This window comes from Streptococcus sanguinis (genome assembly GCF_003943735.1).
In the GTDB taxonomy this organism is placed as follows: domain Bacteria; phylum Bacillota; class Bacilli; order Lactobacillales; family Streptococcaceae; genus Streptococcus; species Streptococcus sanguinis_E.
Genome location: NZ_RJMV01000001.1, coordinates 143,708 through 162,952, shown reverse-complemented (window position 1 = coordinate 162,952; position 19,245 = coordinate 143,708). Strand labels below are relative to the sequence as shown.

Below are 19,245 nucleotides of genomic sequence, written 5' to 3'. Positions count from 1 at the left end.
AGGGCTCTCTCATGAAATATGAATGGAGAAAAGCCAATCGAGAAATATATCAAATCAAGTCTGAACCCTGTCTCATAGATGTTCCTGCCCAGTCTTTTATCATGATTGACGGCAAGGGCAATCCTAATGCTGCTGACTTTTCGGAACGAGTTGGTGCTCTGTACAGCTTAGCCTATGCTATCAAGATGAACTACAAAAAGACAGCGGCCGAGCAAGAATTTACAGATTTTACAGTCTATCCCTTGGAAGGACTTTGGCAGAAAGAGCAGGCAGGAGAACTCATTAAAGAAGAATTGATCTATACTATTATGATTGGGCAGCCGGACTTTATCACTGGAGAGATGGTGAAAAAGGCTCTGGAACAAGTCCGTGTCAAAAAGCCTAATCCTCTCTATGACGAGATTCGCTTTGAAGAAATGACGGAAGGAGCGTGTGTCACCGTGCTGCACCTAGGACCTTTTGACGAAGAACCTCAATCCTTCGCTAAAATGGATGCCTTTTGCCAGAGTCACCAGCTGACACGGATTTCAAACACTCATAGGGAAATCTATCTCAATAATCTGAATCGGACAGACCCTAGCAAGCTGAAAACAATTCTGCGCTACAAGGTTCAGAAAGATTAATAAAGAAATAGAGCAGAAAACTAACTATTTTCTGCTCTATTTTGTCGACATTTATTTTTCTTCTTGAGATGAATTAACCGACTCAGTGCTTTCAGTTTTCTTGGCTGACTTGATGAGAATCTTGCCATTGCTGGTCATGATAGCTTTGAGCTCTTTTTCGCTTGGATTTTCCAGATAGAAGTCGGTAATAGCATCTTCGATATGGTCCTGAATGGTACGGCGCAGTGGGCGAGCCCCCATTTTTGGATCGTAGCCCAGGTCAACTAATTTTTCCTTGACCTTCTCCGTAACATCCAGATGAATGTCGTTGGTTGCCAAACGTTGATTGACATCGTCCAACATAAGGTTGACGATTTGCAGAAGGTTGTCCTTGCTGAGCGCCTGGAATTCGATAATGCCGTCAAAGCGGTTCATAAACTCAGGACTGAAGAAGTTGCCCAATTCACCCAAGACGGAGTTGGTGCGGCCTTCACGCGCTGCTCCAAAGCCAACGCTGGCTTCAGCTTTGCCAGTTCCAGCATTAGATGTCATGATAATAATGGTGTCCTTGAAGCTGACAGTTCGGCCTTGGCCATCGGTCAGGCGGCCATCATCTAGAACCTGCAGGAACATGTGCATAACATCAGGATGGGCTTTTTCCACCTCATCCAGCAGAATGAGTGAGTATGGATTGCGGCGGACACGCTCAGTCAATTGACCAGCTTCATCATAGCCGACATAGCCCGGAGGGGCACCGACCAGCTTGGCCACGCTGTGTTTTTCCATGTATTCACTCATATCAAAGCGAATCATGCTATCAGCCGAGCCAAAGAGCTCAATGGCTAGTTGCTTAGAAAGCTCAGTCTTACCGACGCCAGTTGGTCCGACAAAGAGGAAGCTGCCGATTGGGCGATTAGGACTTCCTAGTCCGACTCTGTTACGGCGGATGGCCTTGGCAATCTTATCCACAGCATCATCTTGACCGATGACATGGGCCTTTAGATCGCTGGCGAGATTGACCAGCTGAGACTGTTCCTTTTCTTTGAGATCGCCAACTGGAATATTGGTCTTTTGCTCTACGATGTGCTCAATCGTTTTCTCACTGATAATCGGAGTATCCTTGTCTAGCACACTTGTCTGCTGGAGTTCCTTGTACTTGGCAATCTGGTCGCGGAAGTAAGCCGCCTTCTCGAAGTCTTCGTCGCGGGTTGCCTGAGCCTTGAGGTTTTCGGCCTCAATCAGACGTTGGTCAATGACCTTGGGATCAACGAAGTTGAGGGTCAGATTCATCTTAGAACCAGCCTCATCCAAAAGGTCAATAGCCTTGTCTGGTAGGAAGCGGTCTTGGATGTAGCGGTTGGAGAGAAGGGCAGCAGCTTCAATAGCCGCATCTGTGTACTTGACATGATGGTAGTCTTCGTATTTTTTCTGAATCCCTTTGAGGATGGTAATGGTTTCTTCAACCGTCGGCTCGTCTACCTTAACGGGCTGCATACGGCGCTCCAGCGCAGCATCCTTCTCGATGATACGGTATTCATTGAGAGTGGTTGCTCCGACCATCTGGAGTTCTCCGCGAGCCAGAGCTGGTTTGAGGATGTTCCCAGCGTCCATATTGCCATCGCCAGCAGAGCCTGCTCCGACAATTTCATGGATTTCATCAATGAAGAGAATGACATCCTGACGAGAACGAATCTCATCAATGAGCTTCTGCATTCTCTCCTCAAATTGGCCACGGATACCAGTTCCCTGTACTAAGCTGACAACGTCTAGGCGGATAACTTCCTTGCCTTGGAGTTTATGAGGCACATCACCATCGACAATTTTCTGGGCCAGACCTTCCACCACGGCAGTTTTTCCGACTCCTGGCTCTCCTATGAGAACAGGATTGTTTTTGGTGCGGCGGTTGAGGATTTCAATGACACGGACGATTTCTTCATCACGGCCAATAACAGGATCAATCTCGCCTTGGCGAGCCAATTCAGTCACATTGATACCATATTCTTCCAGCAAACCTTTTGGTTTTTGCGGAGCTGGCTGAGGCTGGCCTCCCTTGCTGGGATTGGAACCGTAGCCGCCACTGCCTCCATAGGCTCCGCCAGATTGGGTAGGAGGAGTAGTTGGTTCCTGAGGCTGTTGAAAATTGCTGAGGCTATTGAAGAAGTCATCGATAGGATCTGTTCCGTGATTGTTGGCATTAGCAATTCCACCGAACAAGGAATGTTCGGGGTCTGTTTTCATGATTTGGTAGCAGTTTTGGCACAAATCCACCTGCTGTTTATGGCCATTTACATTGGTATAAAGGTGAATCGTAGATTCATTGATTTTACAATTTTGACAAAGCATGCAGATACCTCTTTTCTTTTAGTGTGCAAGCTATTTATAGAAATAATTAAAGGTCAAAAATAGTCAAAGTTTTATAGTTTCATTATATCAGTATTCTCGAACTTTGCAAGAATTTACTACAAAATCCTCCCTTAGACCGAGCAGAATGAAAACAAATTCTTGAAAAATTACAAAAAATTGGCTTTTAGTGGTATTTCGGTCGCTATTTATGGTAAAATAAGAGGGAACTAAGTAAATAGGAGAAACAAAATGGAATCACATTTAGTTAGAATTATCAACCGCTTAGAAGCTATGGCTAAGGATGGCGGAAATTTGAAACGTAATTTTGAGCGTGAAGGAGTTGTTGTAGCAGAAGTAGCTTACAGTTACGATGAAGAAAACGGCTCTGTATTCACCTTGCGTGATGTCGCAGCGCGTGAAACCTATACTTTCGACAGCATCGATTTGATTGCAATGGAAATTTATGAATTACTCTACTAAAAAGCACTTAGCTGCTTTTTATTTTTACCCTTTTTATCTTATTTTAAAAGAGATAGAAATGATTCAGTAGGGCTGAAAATTTTACCACTAGCTGCCAATGAATCCCTACCTTATAACCTTATATAAGAAAAAGTTATAGGCTGGGCACAAATTTTTTTGGTATAATGAAAAAGATAATGAAAAAGAAATGAGAATGACATGGCGCAGATTATTGATGGTAGAGGTTTGGCAGAGAAGCTTCAGAAAAAATTAGCCGAAAAAACGGCTCGCCTCAAAGAAAAGACAGGTCAGGTACCGGGCTTGGTAGTGATTCTAGTGGGAAATAATCCAGCCAGTCAAATCTACGTGCGTAATAAAGAGCGCTCAGCCTTGGCTGCTGGCTTTCGGAGTAAGGTAGAACGTCTGCCAGAAGAAACTAGCCAAGAAGAGCTCTTGAGCTTGATTGAAACTTATAATCAAAATCCTGATTGGCATGGCATTTTGGTCCAGCTGCCCTTGCCTGAGCATATCGATGATGAAGCTGTGCTGCTGGCTATTGATCCAGACAAGGATGTTGATGGCTTTCATCCCCTTAATATGGGCAAGCTATGGAGCGGCCATCCGGTTATGATTCCGGCTACTCCTGCAGGCATTATGGCAATGTTCCATGAATATGGCATTGAACTGGAAGGCAAGCGAGCGGTCGTCATCGGGCGGAGTAATATTGTCGGTAAGCCCATGGCTCAGCTCCTTTTAGCTAAGAATGCGACGGTAACTCTGACACATTCGCGGACCCACAATCTAGCCAAGACTGCTAAGCGGGCAGATATTTTGGTGGTGGCTATCGGACGTGGACATTTTGTGACCAAGGACTTTGTCAAGGAAGGGGCTGTCGTCATTGACGTCGGTATGAACCGAGATGAAAATGGCAAGCTGATTGGCGATGTTAAGTTTGATGAAGTGTCTGAACTTGCCAGCCTGATTACCCCTGTACCTGGAGGCGTTGGGCCTATGACTATTACCATGCTGATGGAGCAGACCTACCAGGCCTTTAAACGGAGTCTTGAATCATGAAATTTGTTTTTGATTTGGATGGGACCTTGTCCTTTGATTATATGACGATTGATGAGGAGATTAAGCAGGTCCTGCTAACGGCTCCTCAGTTTGGGCATGAAGTTCTGTTTGCTTCGGCGCGCTCCTATCGGGATTGTCTGGGACTATTGGGTCCGGAACTGAGCCAGCAGATAGTGATTGGACTGAATGGCGGAGTAGCTTATCAGAAGGGACAGCTGATGTTTGAGCGTCAGCTGCATCAGTCAAGTTACCAAGCCATTTTAGATACTTGTTTGACCTATAATTTGCCTTTTTTCGTTGATAATACTTTTGATTACAGTGGTCAGATTTTAGAAAAAATCCCTTTTATTGCCAGTGTAGATCCTCTCAAGCGGGCAAGACGGCTGGAACTAACTGAACTCCAGCATCCTATTAAGCTTGTTATTTACATGGGGAATCATGAGCAACTCTTAGATGATATACAGGCTCGTTTTACAAACTTGCCTAATCTGAGTCTAGACTATCATGAACATGAGAAATGTTTTTATATCAATCCGGCTGAAACCAATAAAGCTTCAACTGTAAAGGAACTCTGCGGTTCGGATTATGTGGCTTTTGGTAATGATCAAAATGATATCCAGCTCTTTAAGAATTCTCTCTACGCTGTGCAGGTTGGGGATTTCTCAGGATTGAGCGATTATGCGGATGAGCAGGTCGCCTTTCAGGAAAATTTACCCAAGGCAGTCGCAGCAAGAATCTTACAAAAATTTGCAGATTTCCGGGAAAAATAACTTTCTTGCGATACGAGGCACCTTTTTAGGTGCCTTTTGGTGTATAATGAAGATATGTTTGGTCATCTTGAGACCAGTACAGGATGAAGTTGGTCTAGGAGAATATCATGTCAAAAAATGCTGAAAATATTTTAAAAAGAGTCATTAGGGAACGTCCCTTGGATAGTCACAAGGGTGACTACGGCCGTCTTTTACTGATTGGAGGGACCTATCCTTATGGGGGCGCCATTATCATGGCAGCTTTGGCTGCGGTTAATAGCGGAGCGGGTCTGGTGACTGTTGCTACAGATAGAGAAAATATCGCCCCTCTGCACAGTCATTTACCGGAGGCCATGGCCTTTGACTTAGGGGACCAAGACCGATTGACAGAGCAACTGGCCAAATCAGATCTAGTCTTGATTGGTCCGGGTCTGGCGGAGAATCAACTAGGTCTAGACATCCTACAAAAGGTAGTTCAGACTGTGGCAGAACAGCAGATACTTATCATGGATGGCGGCGCCATTTCACTTTTTAGCAAAGCAGCTTTGCCATTTCCAAAAGCCCAAACAGTTTTTACCCCTCACCAGAAGGAGTGGGAAGGCTTATCGGGTTTGAGCTTGTCAGATCAGACAGCGGCAGCCAATCAGGCGGCGGTCAATCAACTGCCTCTGGGCAGTATTGTCGTACAGAAAAAGCATGGGACGACCATCTATCAAAGTGGGCAAGAGCAGGTCTTTGAGCTGACAGTAGGCGGACCTTATCAGGCAACTGGCGGAATGGGGGATACTCTGGCCGGTATGATTGCTGCTTTTGCGGGTCAGTTTAAATCAAGCAGCCTCTTTGAGCGAGTGGCGGCTGCAACCCTTCTTCACTCCCTTATCGCTGATGATTTGAGTCAGGAAGCTTATGTCGTCCTGCCAACGGCAATCAGCAGGGCCATTCCAAGGTGGATGAAGGAGATGAGTCAGTAGACATTTTCTTGGGTTTTAAGTCAGCTGGGTTTCTTTTGTGGAAGTCCAGTTTTTTTCTTGCTTTTCAGGGGATTTTTAGACTTTGTAATCGGTTTTTTATGCAGTTTTTTGTTATAATAAAAGTTACGGAAAAACTAGAAAAGAAAGGAAAAGGGCATGCCAGAATATTTGTCGGTTTCGACCTTGACCAAATATCTGAAGATGAAGTTTGAGCGGGATCCTTATTTGGAGCGGGTCTATCTGACTGGCCAGGTGTCCAATTTCCGCCGGCGCCCCAATCATCAGTATTTCTCATTGAAAGATGAGAAAGCCGTCATTCAGGTTACGATTTGGTCTGGTGTCTACCAGAAGTTGGGCTTTGAGCTGGAAGAAGGCATGAAAATCAATGTCATTGGTCGGGTGCAGCTATATGAGCCGAGCGGTTCCTATTCTATCATCATTGAAAAAGCGGAGCCGGATGGTATCGGTGCCTTGGCTATCCAGTTTGAACAGCTCAAGAAAAAACTGGGAGAAGAAGGGCTTTTTCAAGAGAAATTCAAGCAGGCCTTACCCCAATTTCCTAAGAAAATCGGCGTCGTAACCAGTCCCAGCGGAGCGGTCATCCGGGATATTATCACGACGGTCAGCCGTCGCTTTCCGGGAGTGGAGATTGTTCTTTATCCGACAAAAGTGCAGGGAGATGGGGCTGCAGCTCAAGTAGCTGACCACATCAGACTGGCCAATGAGCGGTCGGATTTGGATGTGCTAATTATCGGTCGAGGTGGCGGTTCTATCGAAGATCTCTGGGCTTTCAACGAAGAGGAAACAGTTCGGGCTATTTTTGAGTCTCGAATTCCTGTTATCTCTAGTGTCGGCCATGAGACAGATACGACTTTGGCGGACTTTGTAGCAGATCGCAGGGCTGCGACTCCGACGGCTGCGGCTGAACTAGCAACACCAGTCACCAAGCTGGATCTTCTGGGACATTTGCAGCAGCAGGAAAATCGAATGTCTCGAGCTATGTCCAATCGCCTGAGCTATTATCGCGAGAGATTGAATAAGCAAACCCAGTCGGTTATCTTCCGACAGCCAGAGCGGCTTTATGATGGTCATCTGCAGAAATTAGACCAGCTCAACCTGCGACTCAAGCAAAAAATTCGCGAATATTATAGTGAAGAGCAACAGCGGTTCAAAATCTTGCAGCATCGTTTGGAAGCATTGAATCCGCTTAGTCGCGTTCAGCGTCTTCAAGAGCAGACTGCCCAGCTGGAGCGTTTGCTGCGTAGCAATATGGCTGTCATTTATGATAACAAGGTGGCTCAAGTCAGGAGATTGTCCGAGGCCTTGCTTATGCTGGATACCAGTCGAATCGTGGCGCGTGGCTATGCTATTGTCCAAAAGAATCAAAAGGTTGTCGAGTCAAGTGCAGGCATTGAAGAAAAAGATGAGCTGACCCTGCTTATGCGGGATGGGCAGCTGGAAGTAGAGGTAAAACATGTCCAAAGAAAAGAAATTTGAAGAGAATTTAGCAGACTTGGAAGTCATTGTCCAAAAGCTGGAAAATGGTGATGTAGCGCTGGAAGAGGCGATTGCGGAATTTCAAAAGGGGATGAAGCTTTCAAAGGAACTCCAGGCTAGTCTGGACAAGGCAGAAAAGACCTTAGTTAAGGTCATGCAGGCAGACGGCACAGAAACGGAAATGGAATGACAAGAAACGAGAAACTAGAAAAGATCGGTCTGACGATTGAGGATTTTTATAAATCTCAGCAAGTGTCGGCGGATTTGACTGAAGTTATTTTGTACTCCGTGCAGGCCGGAGGCAAGCGGATTCGTCCCTTACTGCTATTGGAGTTGATCCAAGCCTTTGGCCTAGAACTGGCTGAGGCCCACTATCAGGTCGCGGCGGCTCTTGAGATGATTCACACTGGCAGCCTTATTCATGATGATTTGCCGGCTATGGATGATGACGACTATCGTCGTGGTCGCCTGACTAGCCATAAGAAGTTTGGAGAGGATATGGCTATTTTGGCGGGTGATTCTCTCTTTTTGGACCCCTATGGACTATTGGCAAGGGCCGAGCTGCCTAGTCAGGTCAAGGTGGAATTAATTTCTGAGTTGTCTCTGGCAGCAGGGAGCTTTGGTATGGTCGCAGGACAAGTTCTGGACATGCAAGGCGAAGGCCAAGCAATTAGTTTAGAAGATTTAAAAAAAATCCATGCTAATAAGACTGGAAAACTTCTGGCGTATCCCTTTGTCGCAGTTGGTTTGATTGCTCAGGCTGAGCAGTCTGTTCAAGACAAGCTTCGTAGGATTGGAGAGCTCTTGGGCTTGGCCTTTCAAGTGCGGGATGATATTTTGGATGTGACAGCCAGCTTTGAAGAGCTGGGCAAAACCCCGCAGAAAGATTTAGCTGCGGCCAAGTCGACTTATCCAGCCTTTCTGGGACTGGATGGAGCTAAGAACTTTTTCAATCAGACCCTTGATGAAGCTGTGGACATTCTGAAAGACTTGGAAGAAAAGACAGAGTTTTCAGGCGGAGAAATTCAAAAGATAATAGAAAGTTTGAGATTGAATGGCTAAGGAAAGAGTAGATGTGCTGGCTTACAGACAAGGGCTCTTTGAGACCAGAGAGCAGGCCAAGCGCGGCGTAATGGCTGGACTGGTTATTGCTGCGGCCAATGGCCAGCGCTTTGACAAGCCAGGAGAAAAGATTGACACGGCCACAGAGCTGCGCTTAAAAGGTGAGAAACTCAGATATGTCAGCCGAGGCGGCCTCAAGCTAGAAAAGGCTTTGCAAGTCTTTGATATTTCGGTCACTGATCGAGTGACCTTGGATATCGGAGCTTCGACTGGCGGTTTTACAGATGTCATGCTGCAGCACGGAGCTAAGCTGGTCTATGCAGTAGATGTTGGTACTAATCAGCTGGCTTGGAAGCTCAGGCAGGATGAGCGGGTTTTCAGCATGGAGCAGTTTAATTTTCGCTATGCCCAAAGGACTGACTTTGAACAGGAGCCTAGCTTTGCCAGTATTGACGTCAGCTTTATATCGCTGAGTTTGATTTTGCCAGCTCTGCATGAGATTTTGGCTCGGGATGGCCAAGTGGTTGCATTGATCAAGCCCCAGTTCGAAGCGGGACGCGAGCAGATTGGGAAAAAAGGGATTGTCAAGGATAAAAAGGTCCATTTGGTAGTTCTGGAAAAGGTCACGGAATTTATGATGGAGACTGGCTTTTCTGTCAGGGGACTGGATTTTTCGCCTATTCAGGGAGGTCAGGGCAATGTAGAATTTCTGGCCTATTTAGAAAAGAGTACAGAACCGCAGCCTCTTGATTCAGCAATAATGACAGCTGTCGTAGAGGCGGCACACAAGGAATTTAAGGATGAATAAGAAGGATAGATTAGAAAAGATTAGACGCTTTGTCAGTGACTATGACATTGGCACACAGGAGGAAATTGTAGAACATCTCAGGGAATCTGGGATTACAGCGACCCAGGCTACGGTCTCTAGGGATATCAAAGAACTGGGGATTGTCAAGATACCGCTCAAGGACAGCACCTATATCTACGAGCTACCTAAGACCATGACTAGCAGTCTGGGCTTGGCTGAAAATAACATCCTGTCCTGTCAGGTTTTAGGAAATATGATCAATCTCAGTCTGGTACCGGGGAGCACAGCACTGGTCAAGCGCCATCTTAGGAATGAATTTGCTGAGGATATTTTCAGTATCTTGGCAGACAACGACAGTATTTTGATGGTTATGATGACAGAGGAAGCAGCTGCAAGGATTGCAACCATCATTCACCATTGGTAGGAAAGCCTATGTTATTAGAAATTTCGATTAAAAATTTTGCCATTATTGAGGAGATTTCCCTTAATTTTGAGCAAGGTATGACGGTTTTAACCGGGGAAACCGGAGCCGGCAAGTCTATTATTATTGACGCGATGAACATGATGCTGGGCAGCCGCGCTACGACGGATGTTATTCGTCATGGAGCGCCCAAAGCTGAGATAGAGGGACTTTTTTCGCTGGAAAATAGCAGAGCTTTGCGAGAGATTTTTGAGGAGCAGGGCTGGGAGCTGACCGATGAGCTGATTATCCGTCGGGAAATTCTGCAAAACGGCCGCAGTGTCAGCCGTATCAATGGTCAGATGGTTAATCTGTCTGTTCTAAAGGCTGTTGGCCAGCATTTGGTGGATATCCATGGTCAGCATGATCAGGAAGAATTGATGAGACCCCAGCTTCATATCGCTATGCTAGATGAGTTTGGAACAGCAGACTTTTTGCATCTCAAAGGCCGCTATCAGGAAACCTTTGACCGCTATCGAAGCCTGCGCAAGCAAGTCCTGACTTTGCAGAAAAATCAGCAGGAGCATAAGGCCAGGATTGAGATGCTGGAGTTTCAGATGGCGGAGATTGAAAGCGCGACCCTCAAAAGCGGTGAAGATACCGCCCTGCATCAGGAACGAGATCGTTTGCTCAACCACAAGCTCATTGCCGATACACTTACAAACGCCTATACCATGCTGGATAATGAAGATTTTTCCAGTCTGACCAATGTCCGCTCAGCTATGAATGACCTTGAGTCTATCGAGGATTACGATCCAGCCTACAAGGAGCTTTCGGGCAGCTTGTCAGAGACTTATTATGTCTTGGAAGATGTCAGCAAACGTCTAGAGGATATTTTAGATGGACTGGATTTTGACGGAGATCGGCTGCTGCAGGTGGAGAGTCGCTTAGACTTGATTAATAGCATCACTCGTAAATACGGCGGCCAAGTAGATGATGTGCTGGATTACTTTGCTCAGATTTCCAAAGAATATAGCCTTTTAACTGGAAGCAACTTGTCCTCAGAGGATATGGACCGAGAGCTGAAGGTCTTGGAGAGAGAGCTGGTAGAGCTGGCTCAGGAGCTGAGTCAGGCTCGTCACGGCCTAGCAGCCCAGCTGGAAGCGGAAATCAAGCAAGAGCTGCAAGACCTCTACATGGAAAAGGCGCGCTTTAAAGTGCTGTTCAGTAAGGGCAAGTTTAACCGTGAAGGCAATGAACAAGTAGAATTCTACATCTCAGCCAATCCGGGCGAGGATTTCAAACCTTTGGTGAAGGTTGCGTCTGGCGGGGAACTCTCCCGTCTCATGTTGGCTATCAAGTCTGCCTTTTCTCGTAAGGAAGGTAAGACTAGCATTGTCTTTGACGAAGTGGATACGGGCGTTTCTGGCCGAGTGGCCCAGGCTATTGCTCAGAAGATTCACAAGATTGGCTCCAACGGCCAAGTCTTGGCTATTTCCCATTTGCCGCAGGTCATTGCGATTGCCGATTATCAGTTCTTTATTGAGAAGATTTCGGACGAGAATTCAACCGTCTCAACAGTACGGTTGTTGACGGCTGACGAGCGTGTTCAGGAAGTCGCTAAGATGCTGGCTGGCGAAGATGTGACAGAGGCTGCTTTGACCCAGGCCAGAGAATTATTGAAAAAATAAGTAAGCGAGACTGAGACGCTAGTGTTTGGGTCTCCTTTAGGAGGTGGCGCGTATGACAGAATACTTTGCAATCGGAGATGTTCATGGCAAGGCTGCTATGCTGGAGGAATTGCTGAAACACTGGGATGGTCGCAGCCAGCTGGTTTTTCTGGGTGACTTGATAGACCGTGGCGAGGACAGCCGAGCAGTTTTGGAGCGGGTCAAGGACCTAGTGGACCAAGAAGGAGCTGTTTGTCTGTCTGGCAATCATGAGTATATGTTTCTAACCTGGCTGGACAATCCTGAAAAGTCTTATGACCACTACCGACGCAATGGCGGAGATACGACGATTAATTCGCTTTTAGGCCGACCTCTCAATGCTCCTGTAGATGGACTAGCAGACGCGGAACGTGTCAAGACGGAGGCGGCCGATTTAGTAGATTTTATTCGACAGATTCCTTTCCTATTGGAGACAGAGCAGTACATTTTTGTCCATGCTGGCCTAGATTTGGAGCTGAAAGACTGGCGAGAGACCACTGATTATCAAAAAGTTTGGATTCGAGCGCCTTTTCACGAAGGCAGCAACCAGACTGGCAAAACGATTGTCTTTGGCCATACACCAACATTTTATCTCTTACATAAGGCACCGGGAACTGATCAGCTATGGATGACTGAGGATGGCAAGATTGGTATGGATGGCGGAGCTGTCTATGGAGGAGTACTCCATGGAGTTCTCTTTGGCCATAATGGCATCATAGAGCGGTATGCCATCAAAAATGATGGTTTGGTAGCCGAAGACTGAAAAAGATTGGGAAATCCAATCTTTTTTTGCTGAGATTCTCTTTGAAAACCAGCATTTTCCTAAAATTTTCCCCCAATAAAGCTAAAAAAGCTGCATGTAAACACTTTTTCATCTAATTTTAAAGAAGCGCAAAAAGATTAAAAAAATAAAACAAGCAGATTAAATTTAGGAAACGCTTGAACAGGGTTATGATTTTAGCGAATATTCCCCCACAAAACCATAAAAATTTGGTATAATGTAGTGTAATAACAAGTTAAAATTTAGATACAGAGTAGGAAATCTATGACAAAAATAAAAATCGTAACAGACTCATCTATAACCATTGAACCAGAGGTTGCTAAGGAATTAGACATTACAATTGTGCCTCTCTCTGTTATGGTGGACGGGGTGGTCTATTCGGATGCAGACCTCGAGGAAGGTGAGTTCCTTCGTCTTATGAAGTCTAGTCGCAATCTTCCTAAAACCAGCCAGCCGCCTGTTGGAGTTTTTGCTGATGTTTTTGAGCGCTTGGCAGAGGATGGAGCACAGATTATCTCCATTCACATGTCTCACGCCTTATCAGGAACTGTCGAAGCAGCCCGTCAGGGAGCGACTTTGGCTAATGCTGATGTGACGGTTGTTGACAGCTCTTTTACTGATCAGGCTATGAAGTTCCAAGTCACAGAAGCAGCTAAGCTGGCCAAGGAAGGAGCTAGCCTGGAGGAAATTCTAGCCAAAATCGAGGAAGTGAAGGAAAAGACAGAGCTCTATATCGGTCTCTCTACCTTAGAAAATCTAGTTAAAGGAGGCCGTATTGGCCGAGTTTCCGGTCTGATTAGCTCCTTGCTTAATATTCGGGTTATCATGCAAATGAAGGACCATCAGCTAGAGCCCATTGTCAAGGGGAGGGGAGCTAAGACCTTTAAAAAATGGTTGGATGATTTGACAGCAAGTCTGCAAAATAAGCAAGTGGCTGAGATTGGAATTTCCTATGCTGGAAGTCCAGAATTGGCACTAGAAATGAAGGAAAGTTTACAGCCATATGTCAAGAAACCTATTTCAGTGCTGGAAACGGGGTCTATTATTCAGACACATACAGGGGAAAATGCTTGGGCTGTGCTGATTCGTTACGAATAAAACCATAATAATTTAGAAAATAGCGGCTTAGTACTTGACCTGAAAGCTATTTTTAGATATGATAATATTTGTTAGGGTTATCAACCCAGAAAAAATTTGGAGGATTTGTTAAATGGCTAACAAACAAGATTTGATCGCAAAAGTAGCAGAAGCTACAGAATTGACTAAAAAAGATTCAGCAGCAGCAGTTGACGCTGTATTCGCAGCTGTAACTGAGTACCTTTCAAAAGGTGAAAAAGTTCAACTTATCGGTTTTGGTAACTTTGAAGTTCGTGAGCGTGCAGCACGTAAGGGTCGCAACCCACAAACTGGTAAAGAAATCAAAATCGCAGCTTCTAAAGTACCAGCTTTCAAAGCAGGTAAAGCTCTTAAAGATGCTGTAAAATAATTTTGACTATAAAAGCCTGTCCTACTTGTCTCTGGTGAGTAAGACAGGTTTTTCTTTTTGACATATCAGTTTTTGGTCTTATCTTAGTAGCTTTAAGAAAGTTGATTGATGAACTTTCTTGGAGTTTTTATTTTGCAGTAAAGTGAAGTAATTTGTTTCTAAACAAAAGAGAATGATAAAGGTCGAACATTTTTAAAGACTTAAAATAAAAAGTTGAAAATTTTAGCAAAAGCACTTTTAAATCATAGGTCTTTATGATAAAATGAAGGGAACATTTCTTTTTGCGTAATGATTGCGAGATCATTGAAAAAGTTTAGGAGGTAAGAAATGAAATGGAAACCACTTCAGGACTCACTGCGTCCTGTTAATCCTTTTGGCAGCAAATTTCGCTTGCTGATGGGATTATTTGTTGTGCTTTTTTCAATCTTTCTGCTCCCCATTCAGACGTTGTCTGCCTTGGAGGAGCAGTTGGCTTGACCAAACGTCAGCGTGACTAAGATTAAGCTTCAGTAAAAAAGCTTTGAAAATCTAGAATATATGAAAAGTCTGTTGTCTCAACTTTTGTTGGGAATAGCAGGCTTTTTATTTTTCAAGGAAAGATAAGCATTATAAGCAGTCAAATGCTTGAATTTTTCATAAAATTAAAAATAAGCTTGTATTTTTCTAGTAAGTATGGTAAACTATTTTAGTAAAAAATTATACAAAGGAGACTGTTGATGAAGACAAAAACATTAGCACTCGTAAATGGGCTTGTTGGACTTATTGGTGGTATTATTCTACTTTTGTGGCCTTTCTTCATTTGGATTATCTATTTTATGCTAGGTGTATTTGACATCCTGAAAATTGCAATCCTAGCTTTGGGGATTGCTGGTATTGTCTACTATAAGGATGACAATCGTGTGGGACCAGCAGGCTCTATCTTGATGATTGTAGGTGGAATTTTTACCTTTAATGACTTCTTGGGCTGGATTGGTGCTATTCTTTCTATCATAGGCGGTTCTCTTTATTTAGCAAGCTTGAAGAGATTCCAAGCATAGAGCGAGGATTGAAAAAAATACTAGTTTAAAGCTTGCATTGCCTTAAATGGATAAGCAATCATGCAGAAGCAGGATGGTGAACTTTGGTTAGTTCTGTCCTGCTTTTTTCTTTTTAGCTTATTTACAATCATTCTTAATAGCCAAATAAGCCTAGTCATGGTATAATGGTAACGACTTAGATGAGAGGCTATAACGGAGCAAATAATGAAACAAGAACATCAGCATGACTTTGACCAAGTAATTGGCCATTTGCGCGCCAAGGGCGTGCGTATTACAGAAACACGGAAGGCGGTAATTGACTATATTATCCAAAGTCATGACCATCCTAGCGCTGAAATGATATATCAGGACTTGAAGCCCAATTTTCCTAATATGAGTCTGGCAACAGTCTATAATAATCTCAAGGTTCTGATTGATGAGGGCTTTGTCGCTGAGCTCAAGGTTCGCAATGATACGACGACCTACTTTGACTTTATGGGCCATCAGCACCTCAATGTCATCTGTGAAAAATGTGGCCGTATCGCTGATATGGAGCTGGAACTTCCTGATGTGAAGCATGAGGCTGAAGTGCAGACTGGCTACCACATCACCCAAAGCCAGACGACTGTCTATGGCCTATGCCCCCAATGCCAGCAAGAGGCGGTGTGACTGCGAGAATGATTAGGAGTTTTTGGAGTCTCAAAGACGAACAAAGTTGTGACTTGCTTCGCAAATTCAATCTGCAACTTCAAAGCAGTACTTTGAGCTATCGGCTACTGCGCCAATATTCTATTACTAATAAAAGGTAAGGCTAGAACTTATGTCTCTTAGCCTTTTTCTATGTGTTTTAGCAAGGCATGTTCGCAGGATATCATCTGAGCTTAGAGACGTTGGTACCTAGTCAAGTACAGCACTTAGCAAGATCAGATATTTTAAGCACAACCCCTTATATACTTATGCTATTATTTTACAGTCAAATTCTCTTTTGATATAATGGAAGCAGAATAAATCCTTGTACAAAGAGATTCGAAGAGTTCTGAAGGATTTACAATATAGGTAAATTCGTCATAAGTCTGTAGTATCGAAATCTTTAAGGGGTATTACTTTGTGGGTAGGGTAGATTTTTAGGAGGTCTTATGTTCTGGTGGAGAAAGAAATGGCTGGATGAGTTGTCAGACAGTGATGAATCGCCTCTTTTGGAATGCCGTCATCTTCTCTTTGAGGATGAGGCGGGTTATCCTATTTGTCCTTCCTGCGGTGGACTCATAAAAGAGAATTTTCCTAAGAAAGGCGCGGACAAAGCACGTCTGCACCTGATACGGGAGAAGATGCAGCGAGTATGGAGTGTAAGATTTGGAAGGGAATTTTCAGCAGCTTTGTTTGTGATACCAGCTATTTTTCTTCCAGAATTTTTAAGCCGTTGGATTTTAACCACTGGAGATTACGGCTTTTCTAGCTTTTTCATTGCTAGCCGTCATACGCCTACAATGATTAGCTTTACTTATGAAGGCTATATTCCTTTATTTATCTTTTTTATGGGCAAAGAACGCTTTAAACGTTTCTCTACTTTTTCTTTAGGATTTGAGCGTTTTCATAAAATCCTTTATTCTTGGCCTGTTCGGCTTGTTACTTTTATCGCTGTTATTTGCTTCATTAATATTATTATGCCAAAGATTTATGGGGTTGAAGGAGATGTCTTTATAGGTAAACATAGCCAGCTAACTCCCGCCCAGCATGCTAAAGGTGTAGAACTTTTCATCTTTGTCAATATGCTCTCCATATGGATTGTATCTGGCTTGCTGCTTATTTATCAGTTGATAGACAGGCAGCGGACTTGGTGGATCAAGGAAGCTAATGAGGCTTATCTGTCTGGCGGGTGTTGATATGAAGAGAAATTTTGATTTTTAGGAGGTCTTATGTTCTGGAGAAAGAAATGGTTGGATGAATTGCCAGACGGCGAAGAATCTCCTTTTTTTGAATGCCGACATCTTCTCTTTGAGGATGAGGCTGGCTATCCCATTTGTCCTTCTTGCGGCAAGCTAATAAAGAAAAATCTTCCTCAAAACAGTGTGGATCGCTCACGTCTTTTTCTGATTTATCAAAAAGTGAAGCGACTCTGGATTATGAAATGGAAACTTATTATAATCACTCTAATTGCATTTATATCTTATAGTTTTCCAATAGATTTTAGTAATTGGCTTTTGAGGAATGGAGACTATGGTTTTAGAGACTTTTTTCCTATTACACCTCATACACCGCTAGTATCTGACTTTACCTACATTGCTTATCTTCCTCTTTTTATCTTCTTTTTTATTGGAGAGCGTTCTAGGCGTTTCACTAGCTTTTCTTTGGGCTTCGTTCGTTTTCATAAAATCATCTATTCCTTACCTGTGCAGCTAGCTTTTTTCTTGGCAGTATTTGCTGGGATTAATCAAGTAATGCCAGGTGTCTACAAGGTGATTGGAGATAATTACATATCAAAGTATGATTACCTAACTCCGGCCCAGCATGCTAAAGGTGTAGAACTTTTCATCTTTGTCAATATGCTCTCCATCTGGATTGTATCTGTCTTACTGCTTATTTATCAGTTGATAGACAGGAGACGGACTTGGTGGCTCAAGGAAGCTAATGAGGCTTATCTGTCTGGCGGGTGTTGATATGAAGAGAAATTTTGATTTTTAGGAGGTCTTATGTTTTGGAGAAGAGATTGGGAGGAAGAGATATCAGGAAGCAGAGAATCGCCTTTTTTGGAATGCCGTCATCTTCTTTTTGAAGGGGAATCGGACTATCCTATTTGTCCTTCCTGTGGCAAGCTAATAAAGGAAAATCTTCCTCAAAACAGTGTGGATCGCTCACGTCTTTTTCTGATTTATCAAAAAGTGAAGCGAGTATGGAGTGTCAAAATTGGGATTACTTCAACACTGCTCATTATCATTCTATCTTATTGGTTGCCACAGGTTATAGGTGGCTGGTTTCTATGGACAGGCGACTATGGATTTAGTAGATTTATTCCTTCTAGTTCTCATAATCCCACCTTATTTAGTGTGACACTTTTTGGCTACATTCCCTTATTTATCCTTTTTGTAGCAAGAGAGCGTGTTAAGCGATTTTTTACCTTCTCATTGAGGATTGAGCATTTTCATAAAATTCTTTATTCTTGGCCAGTTCAGCTTACTCTCTTTATCTTTGTTATCATCTTATTAAGTGCTTATATGCCTAAGTTTTACGAAATGGAAGGAGAATCTTTGATTGTCAAGCAAATTCAGCTAACTCCCGCCCAGCAGATTAAGGGAGTAGAGCTCTTTGTCTTTGTCAATATGCTTTGTAACTGGATAGTAGCAGGCTTGTTGGCCATTCATCAACTGATAGACAGGAGACGGACTTGGTGGTTCAAGGAAGCTAATGAGGCTTATCTGTCTGGTGGGTGCTAAGGTAAAGGTTTCTGCTCGGAAATACAAAAGCGCTTTCTTGCTGAAAAAGGTCTGATTTGACGAAATAGGCTAGCTTTTTAGGCGAAAATTTTGTAAAATAGAATAGATAAACGGGGACTGCCTCGGAAAATAAAAGGAGAATCCATCTAATGGTAAAATTAGTTTTTGCTCGCCACGGTGAGTCTGAATGGAACAAAGCGAACCTTTTCACTGGTTGGGCTGATGTTGACTTGTCTGAAAAAGGTACACAGCAGGCAATCGACGCTGGTAAACTGATTAAAGAAGCTGGTATCGAGTTTGACCAAGCTTACACTTCAGTATTGAAGCGTGCGATTAAGACAACTAACCTTGCTTTGGAAGCAGCTGATCAGCTTTGGGTACCAGTTGAAAAATCATGGCGTTTAAACGAGCGTCACTATGGTGGCCTGACTGGTAAAAACAAGGCAGAAGCAGCTGAGCAATTTGGTGATGAACAAGTGCATATCTGGCGTCGTTCATACGATGTATTGCCTCCAGCAATGCCACGTGATGATGAGTACTCAGCACACACTGACCGTCGTTATGCTTCACTTGACGACTCAGTTATTCCAGATGCTGAAAACTTGAAAGTGACTTTGGAACGTGCTCTTCCATTCTGGGAAGACAAGATTGCTCCAGCTTTGAAAGATGGCAAAAATGTCTTTGTAGGTGCACACGGTAACTCAATCCGTGCCCTTGTGAAGCACATCAAACAATTGTCTGACGATGAAATCATGGATGTGGAAATTCCAAACTTCCCACCATTGGTATTCGAATTTGACGAAAAATTGAACGTAGTAAAAGAATACTACCTTGGAAAATAAGCTTAAAAGAATCTG

At 43.8% G+C, this 19,245-nt stretch carries 23 protein-coding genes; 22 read left to right on the top strand and 1 reads right to left on the bottom strand.

Annotated elements, in window-relative coordinates:
- The first annotated feature begins 11 nt into the window (after positions 1–11).
- Positions 12–623: a GyrI-like domain-containing protein gene (locus D8877_RS00845; protein ID WP_125340638.1), complete on the top strand. Its 612-nt coding sequence runs from the start codon at positions 12–14 to the stop codon at positions 621–623.
- Positions 624–674: 51 nt separating this feature from the next.
- Here the strand turns inward: D8877_RS00845 and D8877_RS00840 are convergent, their stop codons facing one another.
- The gene (locus tag D8877_RS00840) at positions 675–2,945 is read right to left on the bottom strand and encodes an ATP-dependent Clp protease ATP-binding subunit (RefSeq protein ID WP_125352137.1); all 2,271 of its coding nucleotides are present in this window, start codon (positions 2,943–2,945) and stop codon (positions 675–677) included.
- Positions 2,946–3,194: 249 nt separating this feature from the next.
- On the opposite strand from D8877_RS00840, the gene D8877_RS00835 reads away from it, so the two are divergent.
- The 21 genes from D8877_RS00835 to D8877_RS00740 all read left to right on the top strand — a co-directional run bounded on the left by D8877_RS00835 (position 3,195) and on the right by D8877_RS00740 (position 19,230).
- On the top strand, positions 3,195–3,425 hold the full coding sequence (locus tag D8877_RS00835; RefSeq protein WP_002896146.1) for a DUF1797 family protein: 231 nt from the start codon (positions 3,195–3,197) through the stop codon (positions 3,423–3,425).
- A gap of 198 nt (positions 3,426–3,623) precedes the next feature.
- On the top strand, positions 3,624–4,478 hold the full coding sequence (locus D8877_RS00830) for a bifunctional methylenetetrahydrofolate dehydrogenase/methenyltetrahydrofolate cyclohydrolase (RefSeq protein ID WP_002907036.1): 855 nt from the start codon (positions 3,624–3,626) through the stop codon (positions 4,476–4,478).
- Complete coding sequence (locus tag D8877_RS00825; RefSeq protein ID WP_125340645.1) at positions 4,475–5,248, top strand: HAD hydrolase family protein; 774 nt, start codon at positions 4,475–4,477, stop codon at positions 5,246–5,248. Before D8877_RS00830 ends, D8877_RS00825 begins: the two co-directional genes overlap by 4 nt.
- 107 nt (positions 5,249–5,355) lie before the next feature.
- Complete coding sequence (locus D8877_RS00820; RefSeq protein WP_125340647.1) at positions 5,356–6,198, top strand: NAD(P)H-hydrate dehydratase; 843 nt, start codon at positions 5,356–5,358, stop codon at positions 6,196–6,198.
- Complete coding sequence (locus D8877_RS12490; RefSeq protein WP_125340650.1) at positions 6,174–6,410, top strand: initiator RepB protein; 237 nt, start codon at positions 6,174–6,176, stop codon at positions 6,408–6,410. The genes D8877_RS00820 and D8877_RS12490 overlap by 25 nt, the downstream gene beginning before the upstream one ends.
- A complete protein-coding gene (gene xseA, locus D8877_RS00810; protein ID WP_125340652.1) occupies positions 6,355–7,695 on the top strand; it encodes an exodeoxyribonuclease VII large subunit in 1,341 nt (446 codons plus the stop codon). Before D8877_RS12490 ends, xseA begins: the two co-directional genes overlap by 56 nt.
- Positions 7,673–7,885: an exodeoxyribonuclease VII small subunit gene (locus D8877_RS00805; RefSeq protein ID WP_002896137.1), complete on the top strand. Its 213-nt coding sequence runs from the start codon at positions 7,673–7,675 to the stop codon at positions 7,883–7,885. Before xseA ends, D8877_RS00805 begins: the two co-directional genes overlap by 23 nt.
- On the top strand, positions 7,882–8,757 hold the full coding sequence (locus tag D8877_RS00800) for a polyprenyl synthetase family protein (RefSeq protein ID WP_125340654.1): 876 nt from the start codon (positions 7,882–7,884) through the stop codon (positions 8,755–8,757). The genes D8877_RS00805 and D8877_RS00800 overlap by 4 nt, the downstream gene beginning before the upstream one ends.
- The gene (locus D8877_RS00795; protein ID WP_125340656.1) at positions 8,750–9,565 is read left to right on the top strand and encodes a TlyA family RNA methyltransferase; all 816 of its coding nucleotides are present in this window, start codon (positions 8,750–8,752) and stop codon (positions 9,563–9,565) included. The genes D8877_RS00800 and D8877_RS00795 overlap by 8 nt, the downstream gene beginning before the upstream one ends.
- Positions 9,558–9,989: an arginine repressor gene (locus tag D8877_RS00790; RefSeq protein ID WP_125340658.1), complete on the top strand. Its 432-nt coding sequence runs from the start codon at positions 9,558–9,560 to the stop codon at positions 9,987–9,989. Before D8877_RS00795 ends, D8877_RS00790 begins: the two co-directional genes overlap by 8 nt.
- An 8-nt stretch (positions 9,990–9,997) precedes the next feature.
- Positions 9,998–11,656 carry a DNA repair protein RecN gene (recN, locus tag D8877_RS00785; protein ID WP_125340660.1) on the top strand — a complete coding sequence of 553 codons (1,659 nt, stop codon included), beginning with the start codon at positions 9,998–10,000 and terminating at the stop codon, positions 11,654–11,656.
- A 52-nt stretch (positions 11,657–11,708) separates the two neighbouring features.
- Positions 11,709–12,437 (top strand): metallophosphoesterase, encoded by a 729-nt coding sequence (locus tag D8877_RS00780; RefSeq protein ID WP_125340662.1) that lies wholly within the window; start codon positions 11,709–11,711, stop codon positions 12,435–12,437.
- A 282-nt stretch (positions 12,438–12,719) separates the two neighbouring features.
- Positions 12,720–13,553: a fatty acid kinase binding subunit FakB gene (gene fakB, locus D8877_RS00775; protein ID WP_125352135.1), complete on the top strand. Its 834-nt coding sequence runs from the start codon at positions 12,720–12,722 to the stop codon at positions 13,551–13,553.
- Between the two features lie 112 nt (positions 13,554–13,665).
- Entirely contained in the window at positions 13,666–13,941 is a 276-nt protein-coding gene (gene hbs / locus D8877_RS00770; protein WP_002896125.1) for a non-specific DNA-binding protein Hbs, read from the top strand.
- 327 nt (positions 13,942–14,268) lie between these two features.
- Complete coding sequence (locus tag D8877_RS12255; RefSeq protein ID WP_185760134.1) at positions 14,269–14,418, top strand: hypothetical protein; 150 nt, start codon at positions 14,269–14,271, stop codon at positions 14,416–14,418.
- Positions 14,419–14,657: 239 nt separating this feature from the next.
- Positions 14,658–14,978 (top strand): hypothetical protein, encoded by a 321-nt coding sequence (locus D8877_RS00765; protein WP_125352133.1) that lies wholly within the window; start codon positions 14,658–14,660, stop codon positions 14,976–14,978.
- Positions 14,979–15,182: 204 nt separating this feature from the next.
- Positions 15,183–15,626, top strand: coding sequence for a Fur family transcriptional regulator (locus D8877_RS00760; protein ID WP_002896119.1), 444 nt, complete (start codon positions 15,183–15,185; stop codon positions 15,624–15,626).
- Between the two features lie 467 nt (positions 15,627–16,093).
- Entirely contained in the window at positions 16,094–16,840 is a 747-nt protein-coding gene (locus tag D8877_RS00755; protein WP_002910295.1) for a hypothetical protein, read from the top strand.
- 33 nt (positions 16,841–16,873) lie between these two features.
- Positions 16,874–17,614: a hypothetical protein gene (locus D8877_RS00750; protein WP_002910294.1), complete on the top strand. Its 741-nt coding sequence runs from the start codon at positions 16,874–16,876 to the stop codon at positions 17,612–17,614.
- 33 nt (positions 17,615–17,647) lie between these two features.
- Positions 17,648–18,388, top strand: coding sequence for a hypothetical protein (locus D8877_RS00745; protein ID WP_002910293.1), 741 nt, complete (start codon positions 17,648–17,650; stop codon positions 18,386–18,388).
- Positions 18,389–18,537: 149 nt separating this feature from the next.
- Positions 18,538–19,230: a phosphoglycerate mutase gene (locus tag D8877_RS00740; protein WP_002896114.1), complete on the top strand. Its 693-nt coding sequence runs from the start codon at positions 18,538–18,540 to the stop codon at positions 19,228–19,230.
- Positions 19,231–19,245 lie beyond the last annotated feature (15 nt).

What these genes read in the sequence shown, in the direction of transcription:
- D8877_RS00845 (WP_125340638.1), top strand. Translation starts at nt 12, where the DNA reads ATGAAATATGAATGGAGAAAAGCCAATCGAGAAATATATCAAATCAAG.
- D8877_RS00840 (WP_125352137.1), bottom strand. Translation starts at nt 2,945, where the DNA reads ATGCTTTGTCAAAATTGTAAAATCAATGAATCTACGATTCACCTTTAT.
- D8877_RS00835 (WP_002896146.1), top strand. Translation starts at nt 3,195, where the DNA reads ATGGAATCACATTTAGTTAGAATTATCAACCGCTTAGAAGCTATGGCT.
- D8877_RS00830 (WP_002907036.1), top strand. Translation starts at nt 3,624, where the DNA reads ATGGCGCAGATTATTGATGGTAGAGGTTTGGCAGAGAAGCTTCAGAAA.
- D8877_RS00825 (WP_125340645.1), top strand. Translation starts at nt 4,475, where the DNA reads ATGAAATTTGTTTTTGATTTGGATGGGACCTTGTCCTTTGATTATATG.
- D8877_RS00820 (WP_125340647.1), top strand. Translation starts at nt 5,356, where the DNA reads ATGTCAAAAAATGCTGAAAATATTTTAAAAAGAGTCATTAGGGAACGT.
- xseA (WP_125340652.1), top strand. Translation starts at nt 6,355, where the DNA reads ATGCCAGAATATTTGTCGGTTTCGACCTTGACCAAATATCTGAAGATG.
- D8877_RS00805 (WP_002896137.1), top strand. Translation starts at nt 7,673, where the DNA reads ATGTCCAAAGAAAAGAAATTTGAAGAGAATTTAGCAGACTTGGAAGTC.
- D8877_RS00800 (WP_125340654.1), top strand. Translation starts at nt 7,882, where the DNA reads ATGACAAGAAACGAGAAACTAGAAAAGATCGGTCTGACGATTGAGGAT.
- D8877_RS00795 (WP_125340656.1), top strand. Translation starts at nt 8,750, where the DNA reads ATGGCTAAGGAAAGAGTAGATGTGCTGGCTTACAGACAAGGGCTCTTT.
- D8877_RS00790 (WP_125340658.1), top strand. Translation starts at nt 9,558, where the DNA reads ATGAATAAGAAGGATAGATTAGAAAAGATTAGACGCTTTGTCAGTGAC.
- recN (WP_125340660.1), top strand. Translation starts at nt 9,998, where the DNA reads ATGTTATTAGAAATTTCGATTAAAAATTTTGCCATTATTGAGGAGATT.
- D8877_RS00780 (WP_125340662.1), top strand. Translation starts at nt 11,709, where the DNA reads ATGACAGAATACTTTGCAATCGGAGATGTTCATGGCAAGGCTGCTATG.
- fakB (WP_125352135.1), top strand. Translation starts at nt 12,720, where the DNA reads ATGACAAAAATAAAAATCGTAACAGACTCATCTATAACCATTGAACCA.
- hbs (WP_002896125.1), top strand. Translation starts at nt 13,666, where the DNA reads ATGGCTAACAAACAAGATTTGATCGCAAAAGTAGCAGAAGCTACAGAA.
- D8877_RS12255 (WP_185760134.1), top strand. Translation starts at nt 14,269, where the DNA reads ATGAAATGGAAACCACTTCAGGACTCACTGCGTCCTGTTAATCCTTTT.
- D8877_RS00765 (WP_125352133.1), top strand. Translation starts at nt 14,658, where the DNA reads ATGAAGACAAAAACATTAGCACTCGTAAATGGGCTTGTTGGACTTATT.
- D8877_RS00760 (WP_002896119.1), top strand. Translation starts at nt 15,183, where the DNA reads ATGAAACAAGAACATCAGCATGACTTTGACCAAGTAATTGGCCATTTG.
- D8877_RS00755 (WP_002910295.1), top strand. Translation starts at nt 16,094, where the DNA reads ATGTTCTGGTGGAGAAAGAAATGGCTGGATGAGTTGTCAGACAGTGAT.
- D8877_RS00750 (WP_002910294.1), top strand. Translation starts at nt 16,874, where the DNA reads ATGTTCTGGAGAAAGAAATGGTTGGATGAATTGCCAGACGGCGAAGAA.
- D8877_RS00745 (WP_002910293.1), top strand. Translation starts at nt 17,648, where the DNA reads ATGTTTTGGAGAAGAGATTGGGAGGAAGAGATATCAGGAAGCAGAGAA.
- D8877_RS00740 (WP_002896114.1), top strand. Translation starts at nt 18,538, where the DNA reads ATGGTAAAATTAGTTTTTGCTCGCCACGGTGAGTCTGAATGGAACAAA.